Origin of the sequence: Actinomadura sp. NPDC048394, from assembly GCF_040651755.1 — a bacterium.
GTDB lineage: Bacteria > Actinomycetota > Actinomycetes > Streptosporangiales > Streptosporangiaceae > Spirillospora > Spirillospora montaniterrae.
On record NZ_JBEZJL010000013.1, the window covers coordinates 119,812 to 142,521 of the forward strand.

23 protein-coding genes are annotated in these 22,710 nt (G+C 74.7%); 11 read left to right on the plus strand and 12 right to left on the minus strand.

Annotation, left to right across the window (positions count from 1 at the left end; all coding sequences use genetic code 11):
• Window positions 1-51: 51 nt before the first annotated feature.
• The 3 genes from AB0C78_RS11575 to AB0C78_RS11585 form a co-directional block, all read right to left on the minus strand.
• On the minus strand, window positions 52-396 hold the full coding sequence (locus AB0C78_RS11575) for a hypothetical protein (protein ID WP_360745418.1): 345 nt from the start codon (window positions 394-396) through the stop codon (window positions 52-54).
• A 125-nt stretch (window positions 397-521) separates the two neighbouring features.
• Window positions 522-989, minus strand: a complete 468-nt coding sequence (locus AB0C78_RS11580) for a hypothetical protein (protein WP_151542581.1) — start codon at window positions 987-989, stop codon at window positions 522-524.
• Window positions 990-1,115: 126 nt separating this feature from the next.
• Window positions 1,116-2,090: a helix-turn-helix domain-containing protein gene (locus AB0C78_RS11585; protein ID WP_360745421.1), complete on the minus strand. Its 975-nt coding sequence runs from the start codon at window positions 2,088-2,090 to the stop codon at window positions 1,116-1,118.
• Window positions 2,091-2,209: 119 nt separating this feature from the next.
• Here AB0C78_RS11585 and AB0C78_RS11590 point away from each other — a divergent pair, with 119 nt between their 5' ends.
• Window positions 2,210-3,112 (plus strand): helix-turn-helix transcriptional regulator, encoded by a 903-nt coding sequence (locus tag AB0C78_RS11590; protein WP_360745424.1) that lies wholly within the window; start codon window positions 2,210-2,212, stop codon window positions 3,110-3,112.
• 18 nt (window positions 3,113-3,130) lie between these two features.
• Here the strand turns inward: AB0C78_RS11590 and AB0C78_RS11595 are convergent, their stop codons facing one another.
• The gene (locus AB0C78_RS11595) at window positions 3,131-4,246 is read right to left on the minus strand and encodes a pyridoxal-phosphate dependent enzyme (protein ID WP_360745427.1); all 1,116 of its coding nucleotides are present in this window, start codon (window positions 4,244-4,246) and stop codon (window positions 3,131-3,133) included.
• An 87-nt stretch (window positions 4,247-4,333) separates the two neighbouring features.
• Here AB0C78_RS11595 and AB0C78_RS11600 point away from each other — a divergent pair, with 87 nt between their 5' ends.
• The 3 genes from AB0C78_RS11600 (at window position 4,334) to AB0C78_RS11610 (ending at window position 5,966) form a co-directional block, all read left to right on the plus strand.
• Entirely contained in the window at window positions 4,334-5,233 is a 900-nt protein-coding gene (locus tag AB0C78_RS11600; protein WP_360745430.1) for a LysR substrate-binding domain-containing protein, read from the plus strand.
• Between the two features lie 244 nt (window positions 5,234-5,477).
• Window positions 5,478-5,750, plus strand: a complete 273-nt coding sequence (locus AB0C78_RS11605; protein WP_360745433.1) for a hypothetical protein — start codon at window positions 5,478-5,480, stop codon at window positions 5,748-5,750.
• Window positions 5,751-5,804: 54 nt separating this feature from the next.
• Complete coding sequence (locus AB0C78_RS11610; RefSeq protein ID WP_192808979.1) at window positions 5,805-5,966, plus strand: hypothetical protein; 162 nt, start codon at window positions 5,805-5,807, stop codon at window positions 5,964-5,966.
• Between the two features lie 20 nt (window positions 5,967-5,986).
• Here AB0C78_RS11610 and AB0C78_RS11615 read toward each other — a convergent pair whose 3' ends face one another.
• A complete protein-coding gene (locus tag AB0C78_RS11615) occupies window positions 5,987-6,952 on the minus strand; it encodes a helix-turn-helix domain-containing protein (RefSeq protein WP_360745435.1) in 966 nt (321 codons plus the stop codon).
• 106 nt (window positions 6,953-7,058) lie between these two features.
• Here AB0C78_RS11615 and AB0C78_RS11620 point away from each other — a divergent pair, with 106 nt between their 5' ends.
• Entirely contained in the window at window positions 7,059-8,072 is a 1,014-nt protein-coding gene (locus tag AB0C78_RS11620; RefSeq protein WP_360745438.1) for a saccharopine dehydrogenase NADP-binding domain-containing protein, read from the plus strand.
• A 4-nt stretch (window positions 8,073-8,076) separates the two neighbouring features.
• Here the strand turns inward: AB0C78_RS11620 and AB0C78_RS11625 are convergent, their stop codons facing one another.
• A complete protein-coding gene (locus tag AB0C78_RS11625) occupies window positions 8,077-8,226 on the minus strand; it encodes a hypothetical protein (RefSeq protein WP_360745441.1) in 150 nt (49 codons plus the stop codon).
• A gap of 125 nt (window positions 8,227-8,351) precedes the next feature.
• Between AB0C78_RS11625 and AB0C78_RS11630 the strand changes: the two genes are divergently transcribed.
• The 4 genes from AB0C78_RS11630 to AB0C78_RS11645 all read left to right on the plus strand — a co-directional run bounded on the left by AB0C78_RS11630 (window position 8,352) and on the right by AB0C78_RS11645 (window position 13,185).
• On the plus strand, window positions 8,352-9,113 hold the full coding sequence (locus AB0C78_RS11630) for a MerR family transcriptional regulator (protein WP_360745444.1): 762 nt from the start codon (window positions 8,352-8,354) through the stop codon (window positions 9,111-9,113).
• Window positions 9,114-9,183: 70 nt separating this feature from the next.
• Window positions 9,184-10,107: a serine hydrolase gene (locus tag AB0C78_RS11635; protein WP_360745447.1), complete on the plus strand. Its 924-nt coding sequence runs from the start codon at window positions 9,184-9,186 to the stop codon at window positions 10,105-10,107.
• 19 nt (window positions 10,108-10,126) lie between these two features.
• Entirely contained in the window at window positions 10,127-11,893 is a 1,767-nt protein-coding gene (locus tag AB0C78_RS11640) for a prolyl oligopeptidase family serine peptidase (protein ID WP_360745450.1), read from the plus strand.
• A 206-nt stretch (window positions 11,894-12,099) separates the two neighbouring features.
• Window positions 12,100-13,185, plus strand: coding sequence for a hypothetical protein (locus AB0C78_RS11645; protein ID WP_360745452.1), 1,086 nt, complete (start codon window positions 12,100-12,102; stop codon window positions 13,183-13,185).
• On the opposite strand, the gene AB0C78_RS11650 is transcribed toward AB0C78_RS11645, so the two are convergent.
• Window positions 13,182-13,850, minus strand: coding sequence for a TetR family transcriptional regulator (locus AB0C78_RS11650; protein ID WP_151542571.1), 669 nt, complete (start codon window positions 13,848-13,850; stop codon window positions 13,182-13,184). The two genes, AB0C78_RS11645 and AB0C78_RS11650, sit on opposite strands and share 4 nt — an antisense overlap.
• Before the next feature lie 93 nt (window positions 13,851-13,943).
• Between AB0C78_RS11650 and AB0C78_RS11655 the strand changes: the two genes are divergently transcribed.
• On the plus strand, window positions 13,944-14,372 hold the full coding sequence (locus AB0C78_RS11655; protein WP_360745455.1) for a nuclear transport factor 2 family protein: 429 nt from the start codon (window positions 13,944-13,946) through the stop codon (window positions 14,370-14,372).
• On the opposite strand, the gene AB0C78_RS11660 is transcribed toward AB0C78_RS11655, so the two are convergent.
• Both AB0C78_RS11660 and AB0C78_RS11665 read right to left on the minus strand, forming a co-directional pair.
• Complete coding sequence (locus AB0C78_RS11660; protein WP_360745459.1) at window positions 14,362-15,462, minus strand: aspartate-semialdehyde dehydrogenase; 1,101 nt, start codon at window positions 15,460-15,462, stop codon at window positions 14,362-14,364. The genes AB0C78_RS11655 and AB0C78_RS11660 overlap by 11 nt on opposite strands.
• Window positions 15,463-15,709: 247 nt before the next feature.
• A complete protein-coding gene (locus AB0C78_RS11665; protein WP_151542569.1) occupies window positions 15,710-16,984 on the minus strand; it encodes an aspartate kinase in 1,275 nt (424 codons plus the stop codon).
• Between the two features lie 193 nt (window positions 16,985-17,177).
• Between AB0C78_RS11665 and AB0C78_RS11670 the strand changes: the two genes are divergently transcribed.
• On the plus strand, window positions 17,178-17,993 hold the full coding sequence (locus AB0C78_RS11670) for an alpha/beta hydrolase (RefSeq protein ID WP_360745462.1): 816 nt from the start codon (window positions 17,178-17,180) through the stop codon (window positions 17,991-17,993).
• On the opposite strand, the gene AB0C78_RS11675 is transcribed toward AB0C78_RS11670, so the two are convergent.
• From AB0C78_RS11675 to AB0C78_RS11685, 3 genes are all read right to left on the minus strand, one after another.
• Window positions 17,983-18,906: a TIGR03620 family F420-dependent LLM class oxidoreductase gene (locus tag AB0C78_RS11675; protein WP_360745465.1), complete on the minus strand. Its 924-nt coding sequence runs from the start codon at window positions 18,904-18,906 to the stop codon at window positions 17,983-17,985. The genes AB0C78_RS11670 and AB0C78_RS11675 overlap by 11 nt on opposite strands.
• Before the next feature lie 93 nt (window positions 18,907-18,999).
• Window positions 19,000-19,341 carry a metalloregulator ArsR/SmtB family transcription factor gene (locus tag AB0C78_RS11680; RefSeq protein WP_360745468.1) on the minus strand — a complete coding sequence of 114 codons (342 nt, stop codon included), beginning with the start codon at window positions 19,339-19,341 and terminating at the stop codon, window positions 19,000-19,002.
• 47 nt (window positions 19,342-19,388) lie between these two features.
• On the minus strand, window positions 19,389-22,676 hold the full coding sequence (locus tag AB0C78_RS11685) for a DUF4132 domain-containing protein (protein ID WP_360745471.1): 3,288 nt from the start codon (window positions 22,674-22,676) through the stop codon (window positions 19,389-19,391).
• Window positions 22,677-22,710 lie beyond the last annotated feature (34 nt).

The following is a 22,710-nucleotide window of genomic DNA, read 5'->3' on the forward strand; positions in this document are numbered from 1 at the left end:
GGGCGGCGGGCGGGCGGACGGCGCGCCGCCCGTCCGCCCGCCCGCCGCCCGTCAGACCAGCCAGTCGGGCGCCGCGCGGACGGCGAACAGGTCGGCGAGCAGGAGCGCGGCGAAGGCGAGGCCGCACCACGCGTACTTCTTGAGGGTCGGCTTCTCGATGAACAGGATCGTCGCGGTGATGGCCCCGCCGACCGCGGACAGCAGCAGGAACGCGACGGCCAGGCCCGGGGCGTTGCCGCAGGGCTCGTCCTCGAAGCAGTCGCCGGGGCCGAACAGCGCGCCCGTCCCGAGCAGGAAGTTGGCGAGCGTGGCCGGGCCGGTGAGCACGCCGGCGGCGGCGGTGACGCCGAGCGGCCAGAACCAGCGGCGCCGTGGCACGGGCGGCCCCGATCCCATGTCGCGTTCCCCTTCACGACGCGGTCCCGCAATGCCGGGCTTTCACGCGTGTTCGATAGCGGAAACGGCCGCCCGGTTCGGACGGAATTCGAAATGGCCTTCCGCGGTCGTGCGCGGGGGCGCGGTCAGTTCGCCGAGTAGCGGTGGCCGCGGGCCACGAGCGGGTAGAGGCGGGACCGGTTGCGGGGGCGGGCGGCGCGGTGGTGGCCGTCCACCGCGGCCTCGACGATCTGGTCCTCGGCGCTGAACGCGCTCTCCATGACCGCGATGAACTCGGTGTTCGGCGGGTGGACGCGCGCGGCGGCGTTGGCGGTGCGGCGGATGAGCACGCGGGCGCCGCTGCGCAGCGCCGACTCCAGGTGCCGGACGTCCTGGCCCGCGCGGGCCTCGTGGGCGCCGAGGCGGCGGAAGTGGTCGAGCGCGGCGCCGCGGTCCTGCGCGCCGGTGTAGACGGTCACGGCGTCCCGGACGAGCGTGAGGATCATCGCGGCGCTCAGCCCGGTGTAGGCGGGGACGCGGCCGGCGATCTCGCCGACGATCTCGGCGGTGATCTCGTCCAGCCGCTCGGCGAGCAGTTCGGTCACGGGGTTCATGGCGGCGTCCCTCATGCTCCGTCGTCGCGTCGATCCGTCCCGCGCGTCCGCGGTGGGAACATGTTACTCACGCGTAGGCCGGATGTACCGCCCTAAAACGGAGATCTCCCGTTACCTCGCCGCGGATCAGTGCGCGCGGGCGTGCGCGTGCCCGGCGCGGAAGGTGTGCCGGTAGGCGGACGGCGGCACGCCGATCGAGGCGACCAGGTGCTGGCGCAGCGACGCCGACGTGCCGAAGCCCGCCCGCTCGGCGACGAGGTCGACGGGCAGGTCGGTGGTCTCCAGCAGGCGGCGGGCCAGGTCGACGCGCTGCCGGGCCAGCCACTGCCCCGGCGTCATCCCGACCTCGTCGCGGAACCGGCGGGAGAACGTGCGGACGCTCATCCGCGCGTGCCGCGCCATCTCGGCGAGCGGGATCGGCCGGTGCAGCTCGCCGAGCGCCCACGCGCGGGTCGCGGACGTGGCGGCCGCGTCCGGTGCGGGGACGGGACGCTCGATGAACTGGGCCTGCCCGCCCTCGCGCCACGGCGGCACGACGCAGCGGCGGGCGACCTGGTTGGCGATCTCGCTGCCGTGGTCGCGGCGGACGATGTGCATGCACAGGTCGATCCCGGCGGCGACGCCGGCGGAGGTGAGCACGTCGCCGTCGTCCACGAACAGGACGTCGGCGTTCACGTCGACCTCGGGAAACAGCCTCTTGAAGCGCTCGGCCTCGGCCCAGTGCGTGGCGGCGGGCCGGCCGTCGAGGAGGCCGGCGGCGGCGAGCAGGTGGGACGCGGTGCAGATCGACACGATGCGCGCGCCGGGGCGCAGCCGGGCGAGGGCGTCGGCGACCGGTGCCGGGCATTCCGACTCCACGGCGGGGCCGCATCCGAACGGCGGGACGACGAGCGTGCCGGCGGTCCCGATGATCTCGGAGCCGTGCTCGACGGCGATCGCGAAGTCGGCGCTGGTGCGCACCGGGCGGCCGTCGATCCCGCAGGTCAGCACCTCGTAGAGGGGTTCGCCGGCGGGGCCGGTGGCCGAGCCGAAGATCCGCACCGGGATGCTCAGCTCGAACGGGTACACGCCGTCGAGGGCGAGGACGACGACACGGTGCATGGCCGGAGTCTTTCACGCGCCACGATGTGGCCACAATGCGACTCTCCGGTCTACTGCACGTGCATATGCACTTGCCGCTACTATCCCGCCAGCAGCATCCCCACCCCCGAGGAGCGGCGTTGAGCGCAGGGCAGGAACCGCGGTCGGCGGGGCCCGGGAACGGGGCCGTGCGGGGGCCCGCCGCGCGGCGCATGCTCGTCGGCGCCCGGCTGCGCGGCCTGCGCGAACGCAGCGGGCTGAGCCGCGACGAGGCCGGCTACGCGATCCGCGGCAGCGCGTCCAAGATCAGCCGGATCGAGCTCGGCCGCACCTCGTTCGCCCGCCGCGACGTCGCCGACCTGCTCACCCTCTACGGGCTGCCCGCCGGCGCCGAGCGCGAGGAGCTGCTCCGCCTCGCGCAGGAGGCCAACGAGCGCGCCTGGTGGCACCGGTACGGGGAGCTGATCCCGGCCTGGACGCACCGGTTCCTCGACCTGGAGGAGACCGCCCGCGAGGTCCGCGCCTACGAGCCGTGCCAGATCCCGGAGCTGCTGCAGACCGAGGAGTACACGCGCGCCAGCCTGGCGATCCGGGACGGGATCCGGGAGGGCGACCGGCGCATCGAGATCGACGAGCGGGCCGCCGTCCGCCGGCTGCGCCGCCGGCGGTTCGCCGACGGCCCCGGGCGTACGCTCGCCGCCGTCATCGACGAGGCGGCGCTGCGCCGCTACGTGGGCGGGCCCGAGCTGATCCGCGGCCAGCTCGGGCACCTGGCCGCGCTCGCCGACACCGGCCGCGTCGAGCTGCGGATCATCCCGGTCGGCGGGCGCCCGCTGCCGCTCGCGCACGGCTTCACGATCCTCAGCTTCGCGGGACGGGCGCTCCCCGACGTCGTCTACGTCGAGTTCCTCACGACCGCGCTCTACCTGGACAAGCCCGCCGACGTCGCCGCGTACGCCACGGCCTGGGACCGGCTGGCCGCCGCCGCGCTGCCCCCGGACGCGGGCCGCGACCTCCTCGCCGGCCTGCTCAAGCTGCTGTGACGCCCGACCGGCACGAGGTCAGGCGGGCGGCGGGTTCGCGGCCGCGCCCTCGGTGCTCAGCAGGACGACGGTGTCCGCGGGCCCGAGGCCGAGGCCGGGCAGCGCGGCCCGCACCCCCGCCAACGCCGCGGCACCGCACGGACCTGCGGAAACGCCCAGCGCGGCCAGCTCGCGCGCGGCGCCGGCGACGTCCGCGTCCGCGACGCTGACGGCGGCGTCCACGCCCGCCCGCAGGTACGGCCAGGCCGCCGAGGACGGGGTGGCGCAGTTCAGGCCCGCCATGGCCGTCGCGCCCGCCTGCACGCTGACGAGGCGGCCGGCGGCCAGGCTCGCCAGCACGCACGGCGCCGCGTCCGGCTCCACGGCCAGCAGCTTCGGCGCGGACGCCCCGGACCGGTAGTGCACCACCGCCGCCTGCGCCAGCGACCCCACCCCCACCGGGACCGCCACGACGCCGGGCGACCCGGCGCCCGCCGCGCGCAACTGCGCGTCGATCTCGGTGAAGAGCGTCGAGTAGCCCTCCACGATCCACCGGGGCACGCGCTCGTAGCCGGGCCAGGCCGTGTCCTGGACGAGCAGCGCCGACGCGTCTCCCCCGGCCGACTCCGCGGCCCTGCACACCGCCTCGTCGTAGGGCGCGGCCACGCGGACGACCCGGGCGCCCTCGTCCTCGATCGCGGCGAGGGCGGCGGGGTGGACGCCGTCCGGGACGAACACGTCCGCCCGCGTCCCGAGCATCCGGGCCATCGCGGCGACGGCCCGCCCGTGGTTGCCGTCCGTCGCGGTGACCAGCCGGAACGCCCCGGCACGGGACCGCAGCGCGCCGATCGGATCGGAAACCGGGACCGGCACGCCGAGGCGGTCGCACAGCGCCCGGCAGACGCCCCACGACGCGCCGAGGATCTTGAACGCAGGCAGGCCGAGGCGCGCCGACTCGTCCTTCACGAACACCCGCCCGGCGCCGAGGCCGGCGGCCAGCGCGGGCGCCTCGACTAGCGGCGTCGGCGCGTATCCGGGCAGCGCGGCGTGGAAGGCGGCCACGTCGCGGGGCGCGGGCGGGCACCTCCACTCCCGGGCGGCGGGACGGGAGAACCACGAGGTCCGGACGGTGGAGACGGCAGCGGCGGGAGGCATGCGGCCACGCTCCCGCATCCGCGATCCATCGGTCCAGCGAATGTTTCCGAGCAATAATCATCGATGGAACCGACGAATGAGGGGGCCATGCTCGATCTGCACCGGCTGCGGCTCCTGCGCGAGCTCAAGCACCGGGGGACGCTCGCCGCCGTCGCCGAGGCGCTCTCCTACAGCCCGTCGTCGATCTCGCAGCAGCTGTCCGTCCTGGAGCGGGAGGCCGGGGTGCGGCTGCTGGAACCGGTCGGGCGGCGCGTCCGGCTGACCGCGCAGGCCGAGATCCTCGTCGCGCACACCGAGGCCGTGCTGGAGCGCCTCGAACGCGCCGAGGCCGACCTCGCCGCGTCCCTGCGCGACATCACCGGCGTCCTGCGCGTCGCCGCGTTCCAGACCGCCGCGCTCGCGCTGGTGCCGGACGCGCTCAGCGCGCTCCGCGACGCCCATCCCGGCCTCCGCGTCGAGGTCACGCAGCGGGAACCGGAGAGCGCGCTGCCCGCACTGCTCGCCCGCGACTTCGACGTGGTCGTCACCGAGGAGTACCCGGGCGAGCCGCACCCCCGGCCGTCCGGCGTCGAGTACGAGGAGCTCGGCGAGGACGAGATCCGCCTCGCCCTCCCCGGCACCGTCCCGCCGGACGCCGCGCTCGCCGACCTCGCGGACCTGCCCTGGGTCATGGAGCCCGCCGGGACCGCCGCCCGCGCCTGGGCCACCCGGCTGTGCCGCGACGCCGGGTTCGAACCCGACGTCCGGTTCGAGTCCAGCGACCTGCTGCTGCACCTGCGGCTCGTCGAGCGCGGCCACGCCGCCGCCCTGCTGCCCGGCCTCGTCTGGACGGGCCGCCCGCCGACGGTCGCGATGGCGCGGCTGCCCGCCGGGCGGCGCGTCCGGCGGCTGTTCACCGCCACCCGCCGCGGCGGCGGCGCGCACCCCGCCGTACGGGCCTTCAGGGCCGCCCTCGCCGGGGGTACGGGATTTGCGGGCGCCGACTAGCCTGGATCGTGTGATTAACGCGCCGGGCTGGGAAAGGCCCCTGGTACGCGGAGCGCCGCACGCCACGCCGGCGCGATGAGACCTCGACACCCCGACCTCCGGGACGCCGTCGCCTACGGGTGTTCTGGGGGTGACCCGCACCTTCGAATGGGTGTTATCCCCGATGGCGATGATTCCGCCGCTCAGGCAGAGTCATAGTCGGCAGCTAGGGGGACGAGGCCCCCTCGTAGGAAGAAGGCACACGATGTCGAAGACGCCGCCCAATCCCTCGATGACCGCCACCGACCTCGCCGAGATCCTCTTCAGCTCCGGCCTGCAGGCCTCCGACAACCCCACGCCCGAGCAGGTCCGCACCGCCGTGGCCGCCCTGTCGCGCACCTGCGCCGGCGACCCGTCGGCCTGCGCCGCCCGCGTCGCCCAGGAGGCCGGCGACCACCCCGACACGTTCGCGGTCCGGATGCGGTGGGCGCTCGACACCGTCCAGGACGCCTACGGCGACCTCACGACCGCGGCCTGACCGACAACGCCCGGCACCGGGCGGGGACCGCACCGACAGCAGGGAGGGACCGCCATGCGCCCCACCGCGCAGCGCACCCGCTTCGCCGACCGGCGCGAGGACATCGTCCCGCGCACGCTCCGCGACCTGATCGCCGCCGACGCCGCGCAGCGCCTCGACGAGGACGGCCGCCGGCGCCGCAAACGCCGGATCATGACCGCCCGCCGCGTCACCTAGACCGCGTCACCTAGACCGGGTCACCCAGACCGCGCCGCCGGGAGGTCGGCGGCGCGGGAGCGGAAGGTACGGCGGTAGGTGTCCGGGGGGACGCCGACCGTGCGGTTGAAGTGCCGGCGCAGCGTCGTGGCGGTGCCCATGCCGGTGGCCGCCGCGATCGCGTCGACGCCGTCGCCGGTGGTCTCCAGCAGCTCCTGGGCGAGGCGGATCCGCTGGGCCAGCAGCCATTGCAGCGGGGTGGTGCCGGTCACCGCCCGGAAGTGGCGGCCGAGATTGCGGGGGCTCATCCGCGCCCGGCGGGCCAGGTCCGCGACGGTCAGCGGGCGGTCCAGCCGCTCGATCGCCCAGGGGAGCAGCTCGGCGAGCGGATGGTCGCCCGGCGCGGGGACGGGGGCGGTGACGAACTGGGCCTGGCCGCCGTCCCGGTGCGGCGGGACGACGAGGCGGCGGGCGACCGTGTTCGCGACCGCGGAGCCGCGGTCGAGGCGGACGAGATGCAGGCACAGGTCCATGGCGGCGGCCTTGCCCGCGGACGTGAGCACGCTGCCGTTGTCCACGTAGAGGACGTCCGGGTCCACCTCCACGCGCGGGTAGCGGTCGGCCAGGGTCCGGGTGTGCGCCCAGTGGGTGGTCGCGCGCCGCCCGTCCAGCAGGCCCGCTTCGGCCAGCACGAACGCGCCCGTGCAGAGGGACGCCACGCGCGCGCCCGCCGCGTGGGCCGCGCGCACCGCGCCGACCAGGGCGGCGGGCGGATCGACGTCGACGTCCCAGCCCGGGACGATCACGAGGTCCGCGTGCGGCAGCCGGTCCAGCCCGTGGTCGGGCTCCAGCCGGAACCGTCCGGCCCGCACGGCGCCCTCGCCGCAGACGTCGAGGCCGTACCAGGGGCCGGGCACGCTCGGCGGTTTGGAGCCGAAGACCTCGAACGCCAGGGACAGCTCGAAGTGCAGCATCCCCTCGGCGACGGCCAGCGCGACGGTGGTCATGGCCGGAATTGTACGAGTAATGGCGTTACGGACGCTCACGCCCCGGCGCCCGCGCTCGCGAGGATGTCCACGACGGATCGCAGCAGATCGACGAGGTGGACGAACGATGAACGAGGTCGCGGTGTTCGGGGCGTACGGGCACACCGGACGGTTCGTGGTGGACGAGCTGAAGGGCCGCGGGTTCGTCCCGGTCCTGTCCGGCCGTGACGTCGGCAGGCTGGCGGCCCTGGCCGCCGCGTCCGGGCTGGAGGCGCGTCCGGCCTCGGTCGACGACCCGGCCTCGCTCGACCGGGCGCTCGCCGGCGCGGCCGCCGTGATCAACTGCGCGGGGCCGTTCGCCGCGACGGCGGCGCCGGTCATCGAGGCGGCCCTGCGCGCCGGCATCCCGTACGTGGACGTCGCGGCCGAGATCGAGGCGAACGCCGACACGTTCGCACACTTCGCGGACCGCGCCGCCGGGACGGCGATCGTCCCGGCCATGGCGTTCTTCGGCGGCCTCGGCGACCTGCTCGCCACCGCGGCGCTGGACGGCCGGACGGAGGCCGACGAGGTGCACGTCGCCTACGGGCTGAGCGGCTGGCACCCCACCCACGGGACGCGTGCCGCGGGTGAGGTCTCGCGCCGCCGCCGCGACGGCCGCCGCGTCCGCTATACGGGCGGACGCCTGGAGTACCGCGACGACCAGCCGCCGACCCTCGACTGGCCCTTCCCGGAGCCGATGGGTCCCCGGACCGTCATCGGGGAGTTCGCCATGGCCGACGTCGTCACCGTCCCCAGCCACCTGTCCGTCCCCGAGGTCCGCACCTACATGACGGTCGAGGCGGCCAGAGACATCGCGGACCCGGACACCCCGGCGCCGGCCCCCGCCGACGAGAGCGGGCGGTCCGCGCAGACCTTCCTCGTCGACGTCGTCGTGCGCGCCGGCGGCACCGAACGGCGCGCCGTGGCGACGGGCCGCGACATCTACGCCGTCACCGCGCCGCTCGCCGTCGAGGCGGTCCACCGCCTCCTCACCGGCCGGACCAGGACGACCGGCGTCGCCTCCGCCGGCGAGATCTTCGACGCCGCCGGCTTCCTCCGCGCCCTGTCCCCCCACATCACCCTCGACCTGCCCGCGTAGCGCGCTAGCGGTGCTTCACCTTCACCTTGGTCTTGTGCGTCGTGTGGTGGTGCACGACGGTGGTGTGGTGGTGATGGCCGCCGCCGCAGGCGGTCAGCCCCAGTCCGGCCAGCAGGACGGTCGCCGCCAGCAGGGCGGGACGGGTCTTCGACATGGGACGCCTTTCGCTCCGGGGTTCGACGGCACCTGAGACGCGGGCGGCGCCGTGCCCGTTCCGTCCGGAACGGGCACCGGACGGTCCGGAGCCGGTCGCGTGTCGTAGCGAACTATGCTTCTCCCGTGACCGAACAGCCGGCGGACGACCAGGGCGCCCCCTCCGCGGACGCGGGCCGCGAGTACCGGATCGGCGAGCTCGCGCGCGCGGCCGGCGTCCCCGTCCGGACCCTGCGCTACTACCAGGAACGCAAGCTGCTCCCGCCGCCCCGGCGGGCGGGCCGCATCGGCCTGTACTCCGAGGACCACCTCGCCCGCCTCCGCATGATCGGGAACCTGCTGGAGCGCGGCCACACCCTCGAGGGCATCCGCGAGCTGCTGTCGGCGTGGGAGCAGGGCCGCGACATCGGCACCGTGCTCGGCGTCGAGAAGGTGGCCACCGCGCCGTGGTCCAACGAGGTCCCGGTCACGATGACGCTGGACGAGCTGGCCGCACTGTTCCCCGGCGAGGTCGGCCCGGAGTCCGTCGAGCGGGCGGTGGCGTCCGGGGTGATCGAGGTGGACGGCGACCGCGTCACCCACTGGAGCCGCCGCCAGCTGGAGGCGACCGTCACGCTGGTGCGCGCCGGGGTGCCGCTCGCAGAGGTGCTGTCGGCGGGGCAGCAGCTGCAGCGCAGCATGGACGAGCTGGCCGCGATGTTCGTCCGGCTGATCGCCGACCACGTCGTCGGCGACTTCGAGGAGCAGGACCTCGGCGACCTCACCGAGACCCTCGCGCGGCTGCGGCCCGGCGCGCAGGTCACCGTGGAGGCCGGGTTCGCGCGCGCGATGGACCGGCAGGTCCGCGCCGCGATCGACCAGCTCCTCGGCCGCCTGACCACGCCTTAATCACAGACTGCCACCGTCTCGTCGCGTGTCGCGACCGGGCGGCCGCCTGCTTGATCATTAGCGTGGGCGGGTGCCCGAACTCCTCGCGCGGACCCTGGCGGCGGGCGCCGCCGCCACCGCCATCGCCGCCGGTTCCGTGCCGGCCGCCGCCGTCCCCGCCCGCGCGCAGGACGGCCCGGTCTGCGCCTCGGCCCGCCACCCGGTGCTCGCCGGACGGCTCGGCCGCCGCATCACCGCCGCGCTGCGGGGCCGCACCGGCACCGAGTCCGTCGCCGTCTACGACCGGAAGCGCGGCGTCCGCTGCGGCGTCCGCGCCGGACGGCACTACGACTCGGCGAGCGTCGTCAAGGCGACGATCCTCGCCGCGCTGCTGCGCGAGGCCGCCGATGCGCACCGCCCGCTCACCGCGGCCGAGGACGCCCTCGCCACCAAGATGATCACGGAGTCGGACAACCGCGCCGCGTCCGCGCTGTGGACGTCCGTCGGCCGCGCCCGCCTGACCCGGTTCCTCAGGCGGGCGGGGATGGCGCACACCACCCTCGACCCGGACGGGCACTGGGGCCTCACCCAGATCACCGCCGCCGACCAGATCACCCTCCTGCGGCGCCTCACCGAACCCAACGCGCTGCTCACCGGCAAGGCTCGCGCGTACGAGCTGGGCCTCATGCACCAGGTCATCCCGTCGCAGCGCTGGGGCACCACCGCCGGGACGCCCGCCGGGATCACCTGGCACGTCAAGAACGGCTGGCTCCCCCGGCACGGCAAGGTCTGGCGCGTGCACAGCGTCGGCGCGTTCACCGGCCACGGCGAGGACTACCTGATCGCCGTCCTCACCCAGGGCGCCCCGACCATGGCGTACGGCGTCGAGACCATCGAGCGCGTCGCCCGCGCCGTGCACGGCGACCTCGCCCCTGGCGCCCGCGTCCCGGTCCTTGGCGGCCTCCCGGACGGCGCGCCGGAGACCTCCGACGGCTCCGTCCCGCCCGATGCGTGATCGCGGCGATACTGGGGGAATGGTCGACGACGAACGCTGGAAGGCGCGGTTCCGCGCCGCCCGCATCAGCCTCCCCCGCTGGGCGCGCGACGCCCCGGACCGCAGCATCTACCGCTCCAACGCCACCGGCACCTGGGAGATCTACGCCTGGGACCGCGGCACCGGCGAGCAGCGGCAGATGACGGACCGGCCCAACGGCACGTGGATCGGCACCGTCGACCCCACCGGCGAGTGGGTGTGGTGGTTCGCCGACACCGACGGCGACGAGTTCGGCGTCTGGCGGCGCATGCCGTTCGGCGGCGGCGAGGACGCGCCCGCCGTCCCCGGGCTGGACCCGTCCTACCCGGCCGGGCTGTCCCTCGGCGCGAGCGGACTCGCCGTCGTCGGCCGCACCGGCGAGGACGGCAACACCGTCCACCTGTGCCGCCCCGGCGCGGCGCCCGAGGTGCTGTACCACCACGCCGAGGACGCGCACGTCGCCGCGCTCTCGCGGGACGAGTCGCTCATCGCGATCGGGCACAGCGAGCACGGCGACAGCCGCCACATGGCGCTGCGCGTCGTCCGCCCGGACGGCTCCGCCGTCGCCGACCTGTGGGACGGCCCCGGCAAGGGCGTCTACGGCATGGGCTTCGCCCCCGTCGACGGCGACGCCCGGCTGCTGGTCGGGCACGAGCGCCGCGGCCGCGACGAGATCCTCATCTGGGACCCGGTCGCCGGCACCGAGCGGGAGATCGTCCTCGACCTGCCCGGCGAGATCGGCGCCGGCTGGTACCCGGACGGGTCCGCGCTGCTGATCTCCCACAACCACGAGGCGCGCGACGAGCTGTACCGCTACGACCTCGGCGACGGGTCGCTGACCCGCGTCGAGACGCCGCGCGGCGTGATCGGCGGCGCCGACGTCCGCCCGGACGGGACGGTCGAGTTCTCCTGGTCGTCGGCCGCCGAGCCGCCGGTGATCCGGTCGACGTCCGGCGCGGTCGTGCTCACCCCGCCCGGGCCCGCCGCGCCGCCGTCCGTCCCGGTCGAGGACGCCTGGGTCGACGGCCCCGGCGGGCGCATCCACGCGCTGGTCAGCAGGCCGGAGGGCGGCGAGGGGCCGTTCCCGGCCGTGTTCGACGTCCACGGCGGGCCGACCGCGCAGGACGACGACTCGTTCGCCCCCGCCGCCGCCGCGTGGGTCGACCACGGGTTCGCCGTCGTCCGCGTCAACTACCGCGGCTCCACCGGCTACGGCTCGCAGTGGCGCGACGCGATCGAGGGACGGGTCGGGCTCACCGAACTGGAGGACGTCAAGGCCGTCCGGGACTGGGCCGTCGCCACCGGCCTCGCCGACCCGGACCGGCTCGTGCTGACCGGCGGGTCATGGGGCGGGTTCCTCACCCTGCTCGGCATCGGCACGCAGCCGGACGACTGGAGCGTCGGCGTCGCGTCCGTGCCGGTCGCCGACTACGTCGCCGCCTACGAGGACGAGATGGAGGGGCTCCAGGCGTTCGACCGGTCGCTGTTCGGCGGGTCGCCCGACGAGGTCCCGGACCGGTACCGCGAGTCGTCGCCGATCACCTATGTCGAGAAGGTGAAGGCGCCGGTGCTGATCCTCGCCGGCGAGAACGACCCGCGCTGCCCGATCCGGCAGATCGACAACTACCTCGCGCGCCTCGCCGAGCTGGGCCTGCCGCACGAGACGTACCGCTACGACGCGGGCCACGGCTCCCTCGTCGTCGAGGAGCGCATCACGCAAATGTCGGCCGAAATGGACTTTGCCCGCAAACATCTGGGTATGTCGTAACTCAGTCGCGGGGACGGGCGTCGCCCCGCCCGCCCCCGCGTTTACAAGATCCACCACCCGGGCATTCCTCCGATCGGCCGCCACCGAGCGCCGCCGACAAGAGAGAGGGCCGGTCACCGACCGGCGGCCCCCCGGGCGCCGCCGCCCCGTGCGGCGGCGCGCTCACCGCCGCTCTCCGCGCGGAGAGCCGAACCGGGGGGATCACCATGAACCGGCCGCCTGCCGTCCGCACGCCCGCGCCCTGCCCGCGCCCGCGCCCGCGCCGAAAACCGGCGTGCACCGCGCTGACCACGCTTCTCGCGACGGCCGCCGCGCTCGTCGCCACCGCCCAGGTCGCCCCGGCGGACGCCACCACCGCCCCGCCGCCCGGTCCGTCCCCCGTCGCGGCGCCGCCACCACCTGATCCGCTGGCGGCCGGGGCCCCGTCCCGTCCGCCGGACGGCGCCGCGCCCGCCCTGTCACCGACCGCCGCCGGCGCACCGCCGGTCACGATGGCCTCCGCCGAGAGCACGGCGGCCGCCACGTCGCATCCGCCGCTCGCGCCCGGGCTCCCGCCCGTCGCGCACTCGCCGGGTGGAGCGCAGGCCGCCGCACAGCCCCGCGACCCGTCCCCCGCCGGATCGCCCGCCGCGCAGCCGGCGAGCCCGCAGGCTCCGGACCCGGGCCCCGCGCCGTCCAGCCCGCTGCCGGGCACGCTCGCCGGGCTCGCACCTTCCGCAGCGGCCACGGGAGTGGGCGGCGTCCTGCCTCCGGAGAATTCGCCGCCACCCGCGACCCCGCCCGCCGCGCCACAGCCCGCTCCGGCACAGGAGGCCCCGCCGTCCGCGACGGCGCCGGACGAAGCGGCGGCGGGCGCGGTCTCGGGCGTCCTCACGGCCGCGCTTCCCGACATCCCGGACTCGGTCCGGCTGCACCACGAGGACGCGGCGGGATTCCTGCGCGCGAACGGGATCCGATGGCGGTCGACCGGGCACTGCTCCGACCGCACGCGCCCGGCCTGCACGTCCTTCGACGGCCTGCGCTGGGGCACGATCAAGGGACTGCTGGACTTCCGCGCGGAGAGCGGCTGCCCGATCACGATCACCGGCGGGACGGAGCGCGGCCACGCCGGCGGCCCCCGCGGCCACGCCGCCGGCTACAAGCTCGACATCGCGCCGACCCGCTGCGTCGACGCGGCGATCAGGCGCTACCCGTACCAGGGGGTGCGGGGCGACGGCGCGCGGCTGTACCGGTCACCGGACGGCACGCTGTTCGCCCGCGAGCGCGACCACTGGGACGTCGCCTTCGGCTAGGCGCGGACCTCGCGGATGATGCCGACGAGCTCCCGGGTGACGGACTTGAAGCCGGGCAGCCGCGACATCGACACCATCCGGTTCACGAGCGGGACGGTCCGCTCGACCAGCAGGTACGTCTTGCGGCAGCCGGGGGAGCTGTCGTGCACCCAGTACAGGACGATGCCCATCGAGTAGATCCACAGCAGCTCGGGCAGCTCCTTGCGGAACTCCTTGTCGATCTTCAGGTCGGAGCCCTCGACGACCTCCCGGTAGATCGCGACCGCGGAGTCGCGGGCGGGGCCGGACTCGGCGCTGAACGGGTTGAGCGGGCTGGTGGGCTCGGCGGCGAACTTGAAGAACTTCCCGGCGAACTCGTGGTAGGGGACCATCGTGTCGACGCGGGCCTTCAGCACGCCGAGGAGGCGGGGCGCGAACTCGGTCTCGGCGTCGAGGACGGCGCGGCACGCGGCGAGGTGCTCGTCCTGCAGCTCGTCGTAGTACGCCTGGATCAGTTCTTCCTTGGACCCGTAGTAGTAGTAGGCGTTGCCGACCGAGACCCCGGCCTCCTTGGCGATCGCGCGCATCGTCGTCGCCTCGTAGCCGCGCTCGCGGAACAGCCGCAGCGCGGTCTGGACGATCAGGGCCCGGGTCTGCTCGGACTTCACCGCCTTCGTCTCGGTCACGCATGCCACCCTACGGCCCCGATCGGACGTCCCGCAGTCGCCGCGATCCCCGCCCGGCCGCAACCGGCGCGGCCCCGCCGGTGTTCCCCCACCATGATCGACGCATGGGACGCGCTGGAGCGCTTCTACGCCGCCGAGGCGGACTACCTGGCCGCGGGCGGCCCCGGCAAGGCCGACTTCTCCGGGATGGCGGCCCACCTGGCACCGGATGTCGTGATGCACCAGGCCGCGAGCCTGCCCTACGGCGGGACGTGGCGCGGGCACGACGGGATGGAGCGGTTCATGGCCGCGATGAGCGAGGCGTGGACGGGCCTGACGTTCCTGGAGCAGCACCGCGCCGTCGACGGCGCCACCGCCGTGGTCCTCAACCGCTGCGCCTTCCGGGCCCGCGCGACCGGCCGCGAGCTGGAGACGTCCGTCCTGCAGTGGATCACGGTGCGGGACGGGCTCGTCCGCGAGTTCCGGCCGTTCTACCTGGACACGGCCGCCGTGCTCGACGCGCTCGGGGTCGCTACGGGGTGAGGTCGGCGGCGACGAGCTCGGCGATCTGGGCGGTGTTGAGCGCGGCGCCCTTGCGCAGGTTGTCGCCGCACAGGAACAGGTCGAGGGCGCGCGGGTCGTCGAGGGAGCGGCGGACCCGCCCGGCCCACGTCGGGTCGGTGCCGACGGCGTCGGACGGGGTGGGGAACTCCAGCATCTCGGGGTTGTCGCAGAGCACGACGCCGGGCGAGCGGGCCAGCACGTCCTGCGCCTCGCGCTGGTCGACGCGCTCGCCGAAGACGGCGTGGACGGCGACGGAGTGCGCGGTGACGACGGGGACCCGCACGCAGGTCGCGCTGACCTTCAGCTCCGGCAGGCCGAGGACCTTGCGGCACTCGTCCCGGATGCTCAGCTCCTCCGAGCCCCAGCCGTCCTCGCCGGGGTCGCCCGTCCAGGGGACGACGTTGAGCGCGAGCGGCGCCGGGAACGGGCCGCGGTCGCCGACGACGCCGCGGACGTCGCCGGCGCGGTGGCCGAGCGCCCGGTCGCCGCCGACCTTCTCCAGCTGGGCGTACAGGGTGTCGGCGCCCTCGCGGCCCGCGCCGGACGCGGCCTGGTACGACGCGACGACCAGCTCCCGCAGCCCGTACCGCTCGTGCAGCGCGCCGAGCGCCACGATCATCGACAGGGTGGTGCAGCCGGGGCCGGCGAGGACGCCGCGCGGGCGGTCCCGGACCAGGCCCGGGTTCACCTCGGGGACGATCAGCGGGACGTCCGGCGCGGTGCGGAACGCCCGGGACCCGTCCACGGCGACGGCGCCGCGCGCCACGGCGGCCGGCGCCCATTCGGCGGCGACGGCGGCGGGCACCGCGAACATCGCGATGTCGGCACCGTCGAAGACCTCGGGGGCGAGGGCGGCGACCTCGGTGTCCTCGCCGCGCACCCGGAGGGTGCGGCCCGCCGACCGGGGCGAGGCCGCGAGCCGGATCTCGCCGTACGCGTCGCGGCGGGTGGACAGCAGGTCCAGCATCACGGCGCCGACCGCGCCGGTCGCGCCGACCACGGCCAGCGTGGGCGCCCGCCGCCCGTCGCGTCCGGCCCTCGGCCCGGCGGTCGAGCCCATGGTCGCCATCACCCCTCGTCGGTCGGGTTCGTCCGCTGCGCGCGCCCTCGCACTAGTGAACTTCCGCGGGGTGCGGCCGGTTCCCGGAAGAGCGTGCCATGGCGCGGCGCCCGCATTTGCGCCACACGCCCCATATCGGCGGGCACGGCGGCACGGGGTAACGGCGGCACGTCCGGGAAACGCGGCGCGGGCCGCACGGGCGTCGTCCCGTGCGGCCCGCGGCCGAGCGTCGAAGGGTGCCTGCCGCCGGGCGGCGTCAGCGGCCGGTGCCGCCGTAGACGACGGCCTCGACCTGGTCGACGTCGAGGTCGAACGCGTGGTGCGCGGCGGCGACCGCGGTGTCCACGTCGTCCTGGGCGACCACGACGGAGATCCGGATCTCCGAGGTGGAGATCATCTCGATGTTGACCCCGGCGTCGGCGATCGCGGCGAAGAACGTCGCGGTGACGCCCGGGTGCGAGCGCATCCCGGCGCCGATCAGCGACACCTTGCCGATCCGGTCGTCGTAGCGCAGCGACTCGAACCCGATCCGCTCCTTCAGCTTGTTCAGCGCGGTCAGCGCGGACTGCCCGTCGCTGGCCGGCAGCGTGAAGGAGATGTCGGTGCGGCCGGTGGACGCCGCCGACACGTTCTGCACGATCATGTCGATGTTGATCTCGGCCTCGGACAGCACCGTGAAGATCGTCGCGGCCTCACCGACCTTGTCGGGCACCCCGACCACGGTGATCTTGGCCTCGCTCCGGTCGTGCGCGACCCCGGAGATGATCGCCTGCTCCATGTCCTGTCCTTCGATCTCGCTGCTGTCGACGACCCACGTCCCCTCCTTCTGGGAGAACGAGGACCGCACGTGGATCGGGATGTTGTACCGGCGCGCGTACTCCACGCAGCGCAGATGCAGGATCTTCGCGCCGGTCGCCGCCATCTCCAGCATCTCCTCGTAGGAGATCTTCGGGATCTTGCGGGCCTGCGGGACGATCCGCGGGTCGGCGGTGAAGACCCCGTCGACGTCGGAGTAGATCTCGCAGACGTCGGCGTCCAGCGCCGCGGCCAGCGCGACGGCCGTGGTGTCGGAGCCGCCGCGGCCGAGCGTGGTGATGTCCTTGGTGCCCTGCGAGACGCCCTGGAAACCGGCGACGATGCAGACCGCGTTCTCGTCGAGCGCGCTGCGGATCCGGCCCGGCGTCACGTCGATGATCTTGGCTTTGCCGTGCGTGCCGTCGGTGATGACCCCCGCCTGGGAGCCGGTGAACGAGCGGGCCTCGTGGCCCAGGTTCGCGATGGCCATGGCCAGCAGGGCCATCGACATCCGCTCGCCCGCGGTGAGCAGCATGTCCAGCTCGCGGGCCGGCGGGAGGGGGCTGACCTGCTTGGCCATGTCGATGAGATCATCCGTCGTGTCGCCCATGGCGGAGACCACGACGACGACGTCGTTCCCCGCCTTCTTGGTCGCGATGATGCGCTGGGCGACCCGCTTGACGCACTCGGCGTCGGCGACGGAGGAGCCACCGTACTTCTGCACGACAAGAGCCACGGGTGGGCGCTCCTCGGATCGGGGTCAGGCGTACTGACCGAAGAGTCTACCGAGGCCGCGCCGGTGGATTACGAGCAGGTAACTGCGCACGCCCCTCGCGGCCACATGTAATCGGCGGCATTACCTCCGACGTCATCGACCGGCGCGGCTCCCGGCCGCCATGATCGTCTCGACGCCGAGCCAAGGAGCCGAGATGTTCTTCGAGACCCACGACGGGACCCGCCTCTCCTACGAGGAGTACGGGGAGGGCCGCCCGGTCGTCTTCGTCAACAGCGCCATGCTCAACACCGGCATGTGGGAGTACCAGATCCCGTTCTTCGCCGAGCGCGGCTACCGGTGCCTGACCTTCGACCGGCGCGGGCACGGGCGCTCGGACCGCCCGTCGGGCGGGTACGACATCGACTCGCTCGCCGACGACCTCGCCGCGTTCCTGGAGCACCTCGACCTGCGCGACGTCATCCTGGTCGGGCACTCGACGGGCGGCACCGAGATCGCCCGCTACCTCGCCCGGCACGGCGAGGACCGCGTCCAGCGGGTCGCGTTCGTCTCCGCGATCCTGCCGTACCTGCGGCTGACCGGCGACAACCCCGAGGGGATCCCGCAGGAGCTGTTCGACGGGATGATCGCGATGATCCGCGCGGACCGCCCCAAGTGGCTCGCCATGCAGTCGCAGCTGTTCTTCGCCACCCAGCTCGGCAACGACGTCCACCCGGCCACCATCGACTGGATGATCCGGATGTGCCTGGACGCCACGCACTGGGCCGTCCTGGAGGTGCAGAAGACGATCTACTACGCCGACAACCGCGAGGCGCTTCGGAACATCACCGTGCCGACCCTGGTGATCCACGGCGACTCCGACTTCTCCGCCCCCGTGGAGATCACCGGCCGCCGCACCGCCGCGCTGGTGCCCGGCGCCGTCTACAAGGAGTACCCCGCCGCCGGGCACGGCCTGTTCGTCAGCCACAAGGACCGGCTGAACGACGACCTGCTCGAGTTCTTCAAGTCCTGACCTCCACCGGCCCGGCTAGGCCCGGGCCCCCCTGGGGGAGGAGCGCCTCGGCGAGCCGGCGCCAGTGCGGCATGGCGGGCTCGTCCGGGGCGCCGCGCAGGACCTGGACGCCGACGTGGTCGGCGCCGGCGTCGAGGTGCTCGTGTAGCCGCGCGGCGATCGCGTCGAGGTCGCCCCACACCACCAGGTCGTCGACGAGGCGGTCGCTGCCGCGGCCGCCGTCGATGTCGTCCTCGGTGTAGCCGAGCCGCAGGAACTTGGCGATGTTGTACTTCTCCGTGAAGTAGCCGTGCAGGTGCTCGCGGGCGATCTCGCGGGCCCGCGCCGGGTCGCTCTCGAAGAGCACCGCCTGCTCGACGCCGAGGAACGGGCCTTCCCCGAGCACCTCGCGCGCCTGCGCGGTGTGCCGCACCGTCACGTGGTACGTGTGCGCGCCCGCGGCCCGGTCGCGGGCCAGCTCCAGCATCTTCGGCCCGTACGCGGCGAGGATCCGCCGCACGGGTGCCCGCGGGGCGGGGTTCGCGCTGGTCGTCGCGTCCATCTCGTCGAGGTACTCGCTCATCGCCCGCAGCGGTGTCGTCCCCGGCTGGGGCTTCCCGCCGAAGCCGAGGCCGAGCACGTGGCGGTCCGGGTAGGCGTCGGCCAGCAGCACCGCGGCGCCCCGCGTCCACCGGGCGCCCCGCGACCAGATCCGCGCGATGCCGTTGACGACCGCGATCCGCTCGGTGGACGCCAGCAGGAACCCGGCGTGCGTCATGGCCTCGCGGCCGTCGCGCTCCGGGATCCAGATCGCCGGCCAGCCGAGCTCCTCCAGCTCCTGGACGGAGTCGCGGATCGCGGCCGCGGGCCGGTCCTCGAAGTCGAACGTCCAGATCCCGAACCGGCCGAGGTCCGTCCCGCCGATCGCGCCCATGCGTGCCTCCCGGATGTCATCTCGATGATTCGAAGTATCGCAGAATTTCGATATGAGTCAAGCGCGGGGGCACGGAGGGAGGGTGGGGCGAGGTCAGAGCGAGCGGCCGAGGACGGCGACGAACCAGGCGATCCGGTCCTCGTCCCGCTTGTAGTGCGTCCACTTCCCGACCCGCGTGGACCGGACGAGCCCGGCGCGCTCCAGCGCCGCCATGTACGCCGACACCGTCGACTGCGCGAGCCCGATCTTGGCCTGGATGTGGCTGACGCAGACGCCGACCTCCGCCGGGTCCGCGATCGCCTCCTCGACGGGGAAGTGCCGCTCCGGCTCCCGCAGCCACATCAGCAACTGGAGCCGCACCGGGTTGGCCAGCGCCTTGAACACGTCCAGCAGCTCGGCCGAGACGTCCTCGGCGGGATCCGCGTTCGTCGTCATGGTCCCTCGCAGTCTACCCGGACGTTTCGCGGAACCTCGATATGACGTCAGGCCGTGGCGGCGGCCAGCTCCGCCAGCACCTCCGAGGCCGTCACCGGGTCCAGGTCGCCGATCGGCCGCCGCCCCTCGCGCGCGCACCAGTCGCCGGTCTCCGGGCGGTCGTCCACCCAGATGACCTCCAGCCGCTGCCCGCCGGAGAAGGCCATCTCGGCGTCCAACCCGGGGTTCAGGTGGACGTTCACGTACAGGCCGCCGGGCACCTCCCGGTACATGCTGTGCCGGATGCCCGCGTCCATGGGCTCCCCGCGCCGCCAGCCGCGCCGTTCCAGCGCGAGCACGGCCGCCGGGTCGACGGCGGCGTCCTCGAACCGCGCCAGCCGCCGCGCGGCGCGCTCGCCCTCGGTGAGGGTGTGCACCTCCCGGCCGAGCTGCGGGAACGGCTGCAGGATCGCGTAATCGGCGAACAGGACCGACCACGCCTCCACCGCGCCGCCCAGCTCCAGCGGATGCGGGATGCCGACGCGCGCCGACCCCGGCAGGGACACCGCGTCGTCGGCGGCGTCGGCGAACGTCCGGTCCTCGGCCACCCGGAACGCCGCGGCCTCGCCGCCGTCCCCGTCCTCGGCGACCCAGACCAGCCGCCGCGCGATGTGCCAGATCAGCGGGTGCTCCACGAACAGGCGGCGGAACTCCGCGGCCGTCCAGCGGCGCCGCGCCACCATCGCCGCCTCCAGCCGCCGGATCTGGCCGCCGGCGACCGTCCGCACGTCCTTCTTCAACGCCGCGAACCGCTTGTACGCGGCGGGCGCCAGCTCCGGATCGTCCTTGGCGCCCGGCTTGGGCAGCGCCTTGCGGCGGGTGCCGTCCTCGTCGGAGACCTGCGGCCTGAGCTGCTCGTCGAACCCGACGACGAACCGGCGCGGCCCGTAGTCCAGGACGAGCCCGCCGTCCGCGTCCAGCCCGAAGTCGGGGACCAGCCGGTCGCCGAGCTGCTCCGCCGTCAGGCCCAGCCCGCCGGCGACCTCCTGGATCTTGTCCTGCGCGCGCGCCTTCATCCCCTTGAACTTCACTTTCTGCGCGATGCCGTGCAGCTGCATAAGCGCCACATCGGTGCCGATGGCCGCGAGCACGTCCAGGCCTGCGACCGCCTTGGCATGCCCGCCGTCCCCGGGCCACGCGCGGATCAGCGGCGTCAGCCTGCGGGCGGTCTCGTCGTCGCCCAGCCAGCCGAGCTGCGCCAGCGCCCAGCCGTCCTGGGCCGGTGCGTCGCTGCGCCGCCACTGCTCGAACAGCGCCCACGCGAACTCCGCCAGCGACTCCGGATCGCACGCCTCCCTGACGATCCCGACGCCCGCGTACACCTCGTCGTTCTTCGACATGGCCAGCATCGTCAGCAGATGCCGGACGGCCGCGACGGGCAGCGCGTCGTCCCGTCCGCGGAGCCTGATCTGCGGCAGCGTCTCCGGGACGGCCCACTCGCCCACCACTGGAATGCGTTTCGGCAGGAGTTCGAGCGGATCCACCATGACGGCCGCTCGCAGGGCGTCCGCCACGTCGTCGCCGTGCGCGCGCGCCGCCGCCTTGATGACCTCGTCATTCCCGTGCTGCTCAGCCACCAGCCGCAGTGCGGCCTCGGCCTCTCTCCGCGCCGGGCCGGGCTTGCCCAGCGCGGCCGGGACGAGCAGCGGCACCGCGTCCACGCCGTGCCGGCCGAACCAGGCGAGCGCGGTCTTGCGGCCCCGCTTCGGCTTGGCCAGGCACGATGCCATCAACCGCGCCAGCCCGGCGTCCAGGAACGGCAGCGCGCGATCCGCCAGCCCCGCCGGGTCCCTCTCCGCGACCCGCAGCGCGACCGGCAGCGCGTCCACCCCGAACCGGGCCACGACCGGCCGCAGCCACATCTCGGCCTCCCACAGCTGCGGCTTCCAGCCCGCCAGCCACGGCCGCACCTTCTCCACCGGCCCGTAGGTGAGGACACCGAACCCGTAACCGTAGGCGCGGCCGCTGCGGAACTCCTCGACCAGCGCGTCCCAGTCGTCACCGGCCGGCATCCGGTGCCGCTCGTCGGTCTTCGCCCATTCCTCCTGCTCGCCCGGCTCCCACCGCATGGCGGGCTCGGCGGGCGCCACGAGACCCTCGACGACGATGGGCTTCGCCGGCTCGACGTCCCGCAGCCAGGGCGGATCGGCCAGCGGGCCCGGCAGCGCGTCCACCGGAGCGTCCGGCAGCCGCCCGTCGTCCGCGACCGCCACACCGGCCGCCGCCGCGAGCTCGGGATGGGACCGCACGTGCCCCGCCAGCAGGTCGGCGAGGTGCGGCGCGTCCGCGGCGGCCGGTTCCAGCAGCCGCAGCGCCCGCGCGGGGAACCGCTTCATCGCCGCGAGCAGCGCGGGCCGCACATGCTTCTGGTCCGCGCGGTCGAGCAGCGCCTGGAACGCCTCGTCGCCCGGCACGATCGCGAGCATCTCCACGATCAGCTTCCGCAGGTCGGTGTCCCAGTCGTTCGCGTCGAACGCCCCGGCGAACAGCGGCACGGCCGCCGCGCCCACCCCGTCCAGCATCGTGACCAGGCACGACCGGTTCCACATGAACGGGAACGCCAGCCCGTACGTGCCCAGCTTCTCCACCTGGCCCGCCGACCCCAGCGCGCAATGCAGCATCCACAGGAAGACCGCCTCGTGCTGCAGGTCGGGCGGCGCGGCGCAGCACTCGTCCACCCAGTCGAGCCGCGACGGCACCAGGAACGACACCGCCGCCCGCTGCGTCGCCGTGCGCCGGCGCCGCGCGAGACCGTCCACCGCCTCCGCGTACTCGCCGTCATCGGCGACGGCCAGCAGCGCCCGCAGCCGCGCGCCGATCCGCCACGCCGGCGTCGCCGCGACCGACCTGCCGGGCCGCCCCTCCGCCGGCCGCACGACCCGGACACCGGGGAAACCCCAGCCGAGCGCGCTCAACTCGGCGAACGCGCACGCCGCGAACGGCAGCCCGTGCTCGGTCACCCACGCGTCCGCCAGCGCCGCGGCGAGCTTCTCGACGGCCTGCTCCCACCCCGCGTCCTCGACCAGCAACGCCGCGACCACGGCCGCACCCAGCGGATTCACGGCGCCGGACAGGTGCTCCTTCGCCGCGGCGGCCAGTTCCGGGGCCACATCGTCCCGCTCGTCGAGCGGTGCCTTGCCCTCCAGCGCGCGGACCCGCTCCCGGACGTCCCCGGCGGCGCCCCGGTCCACCTTGATCGCAGGTCCCGGCCGCCCGCCCCGCCGCGGGAACATCCGCCGCCGCCACGCGTCCGGGACGACCAGGGCGTCCTCGTCCGAAACGGGAAGATCATCCATACCGTCACCGTAGGGCAGCCTCCCGGCCCGCACC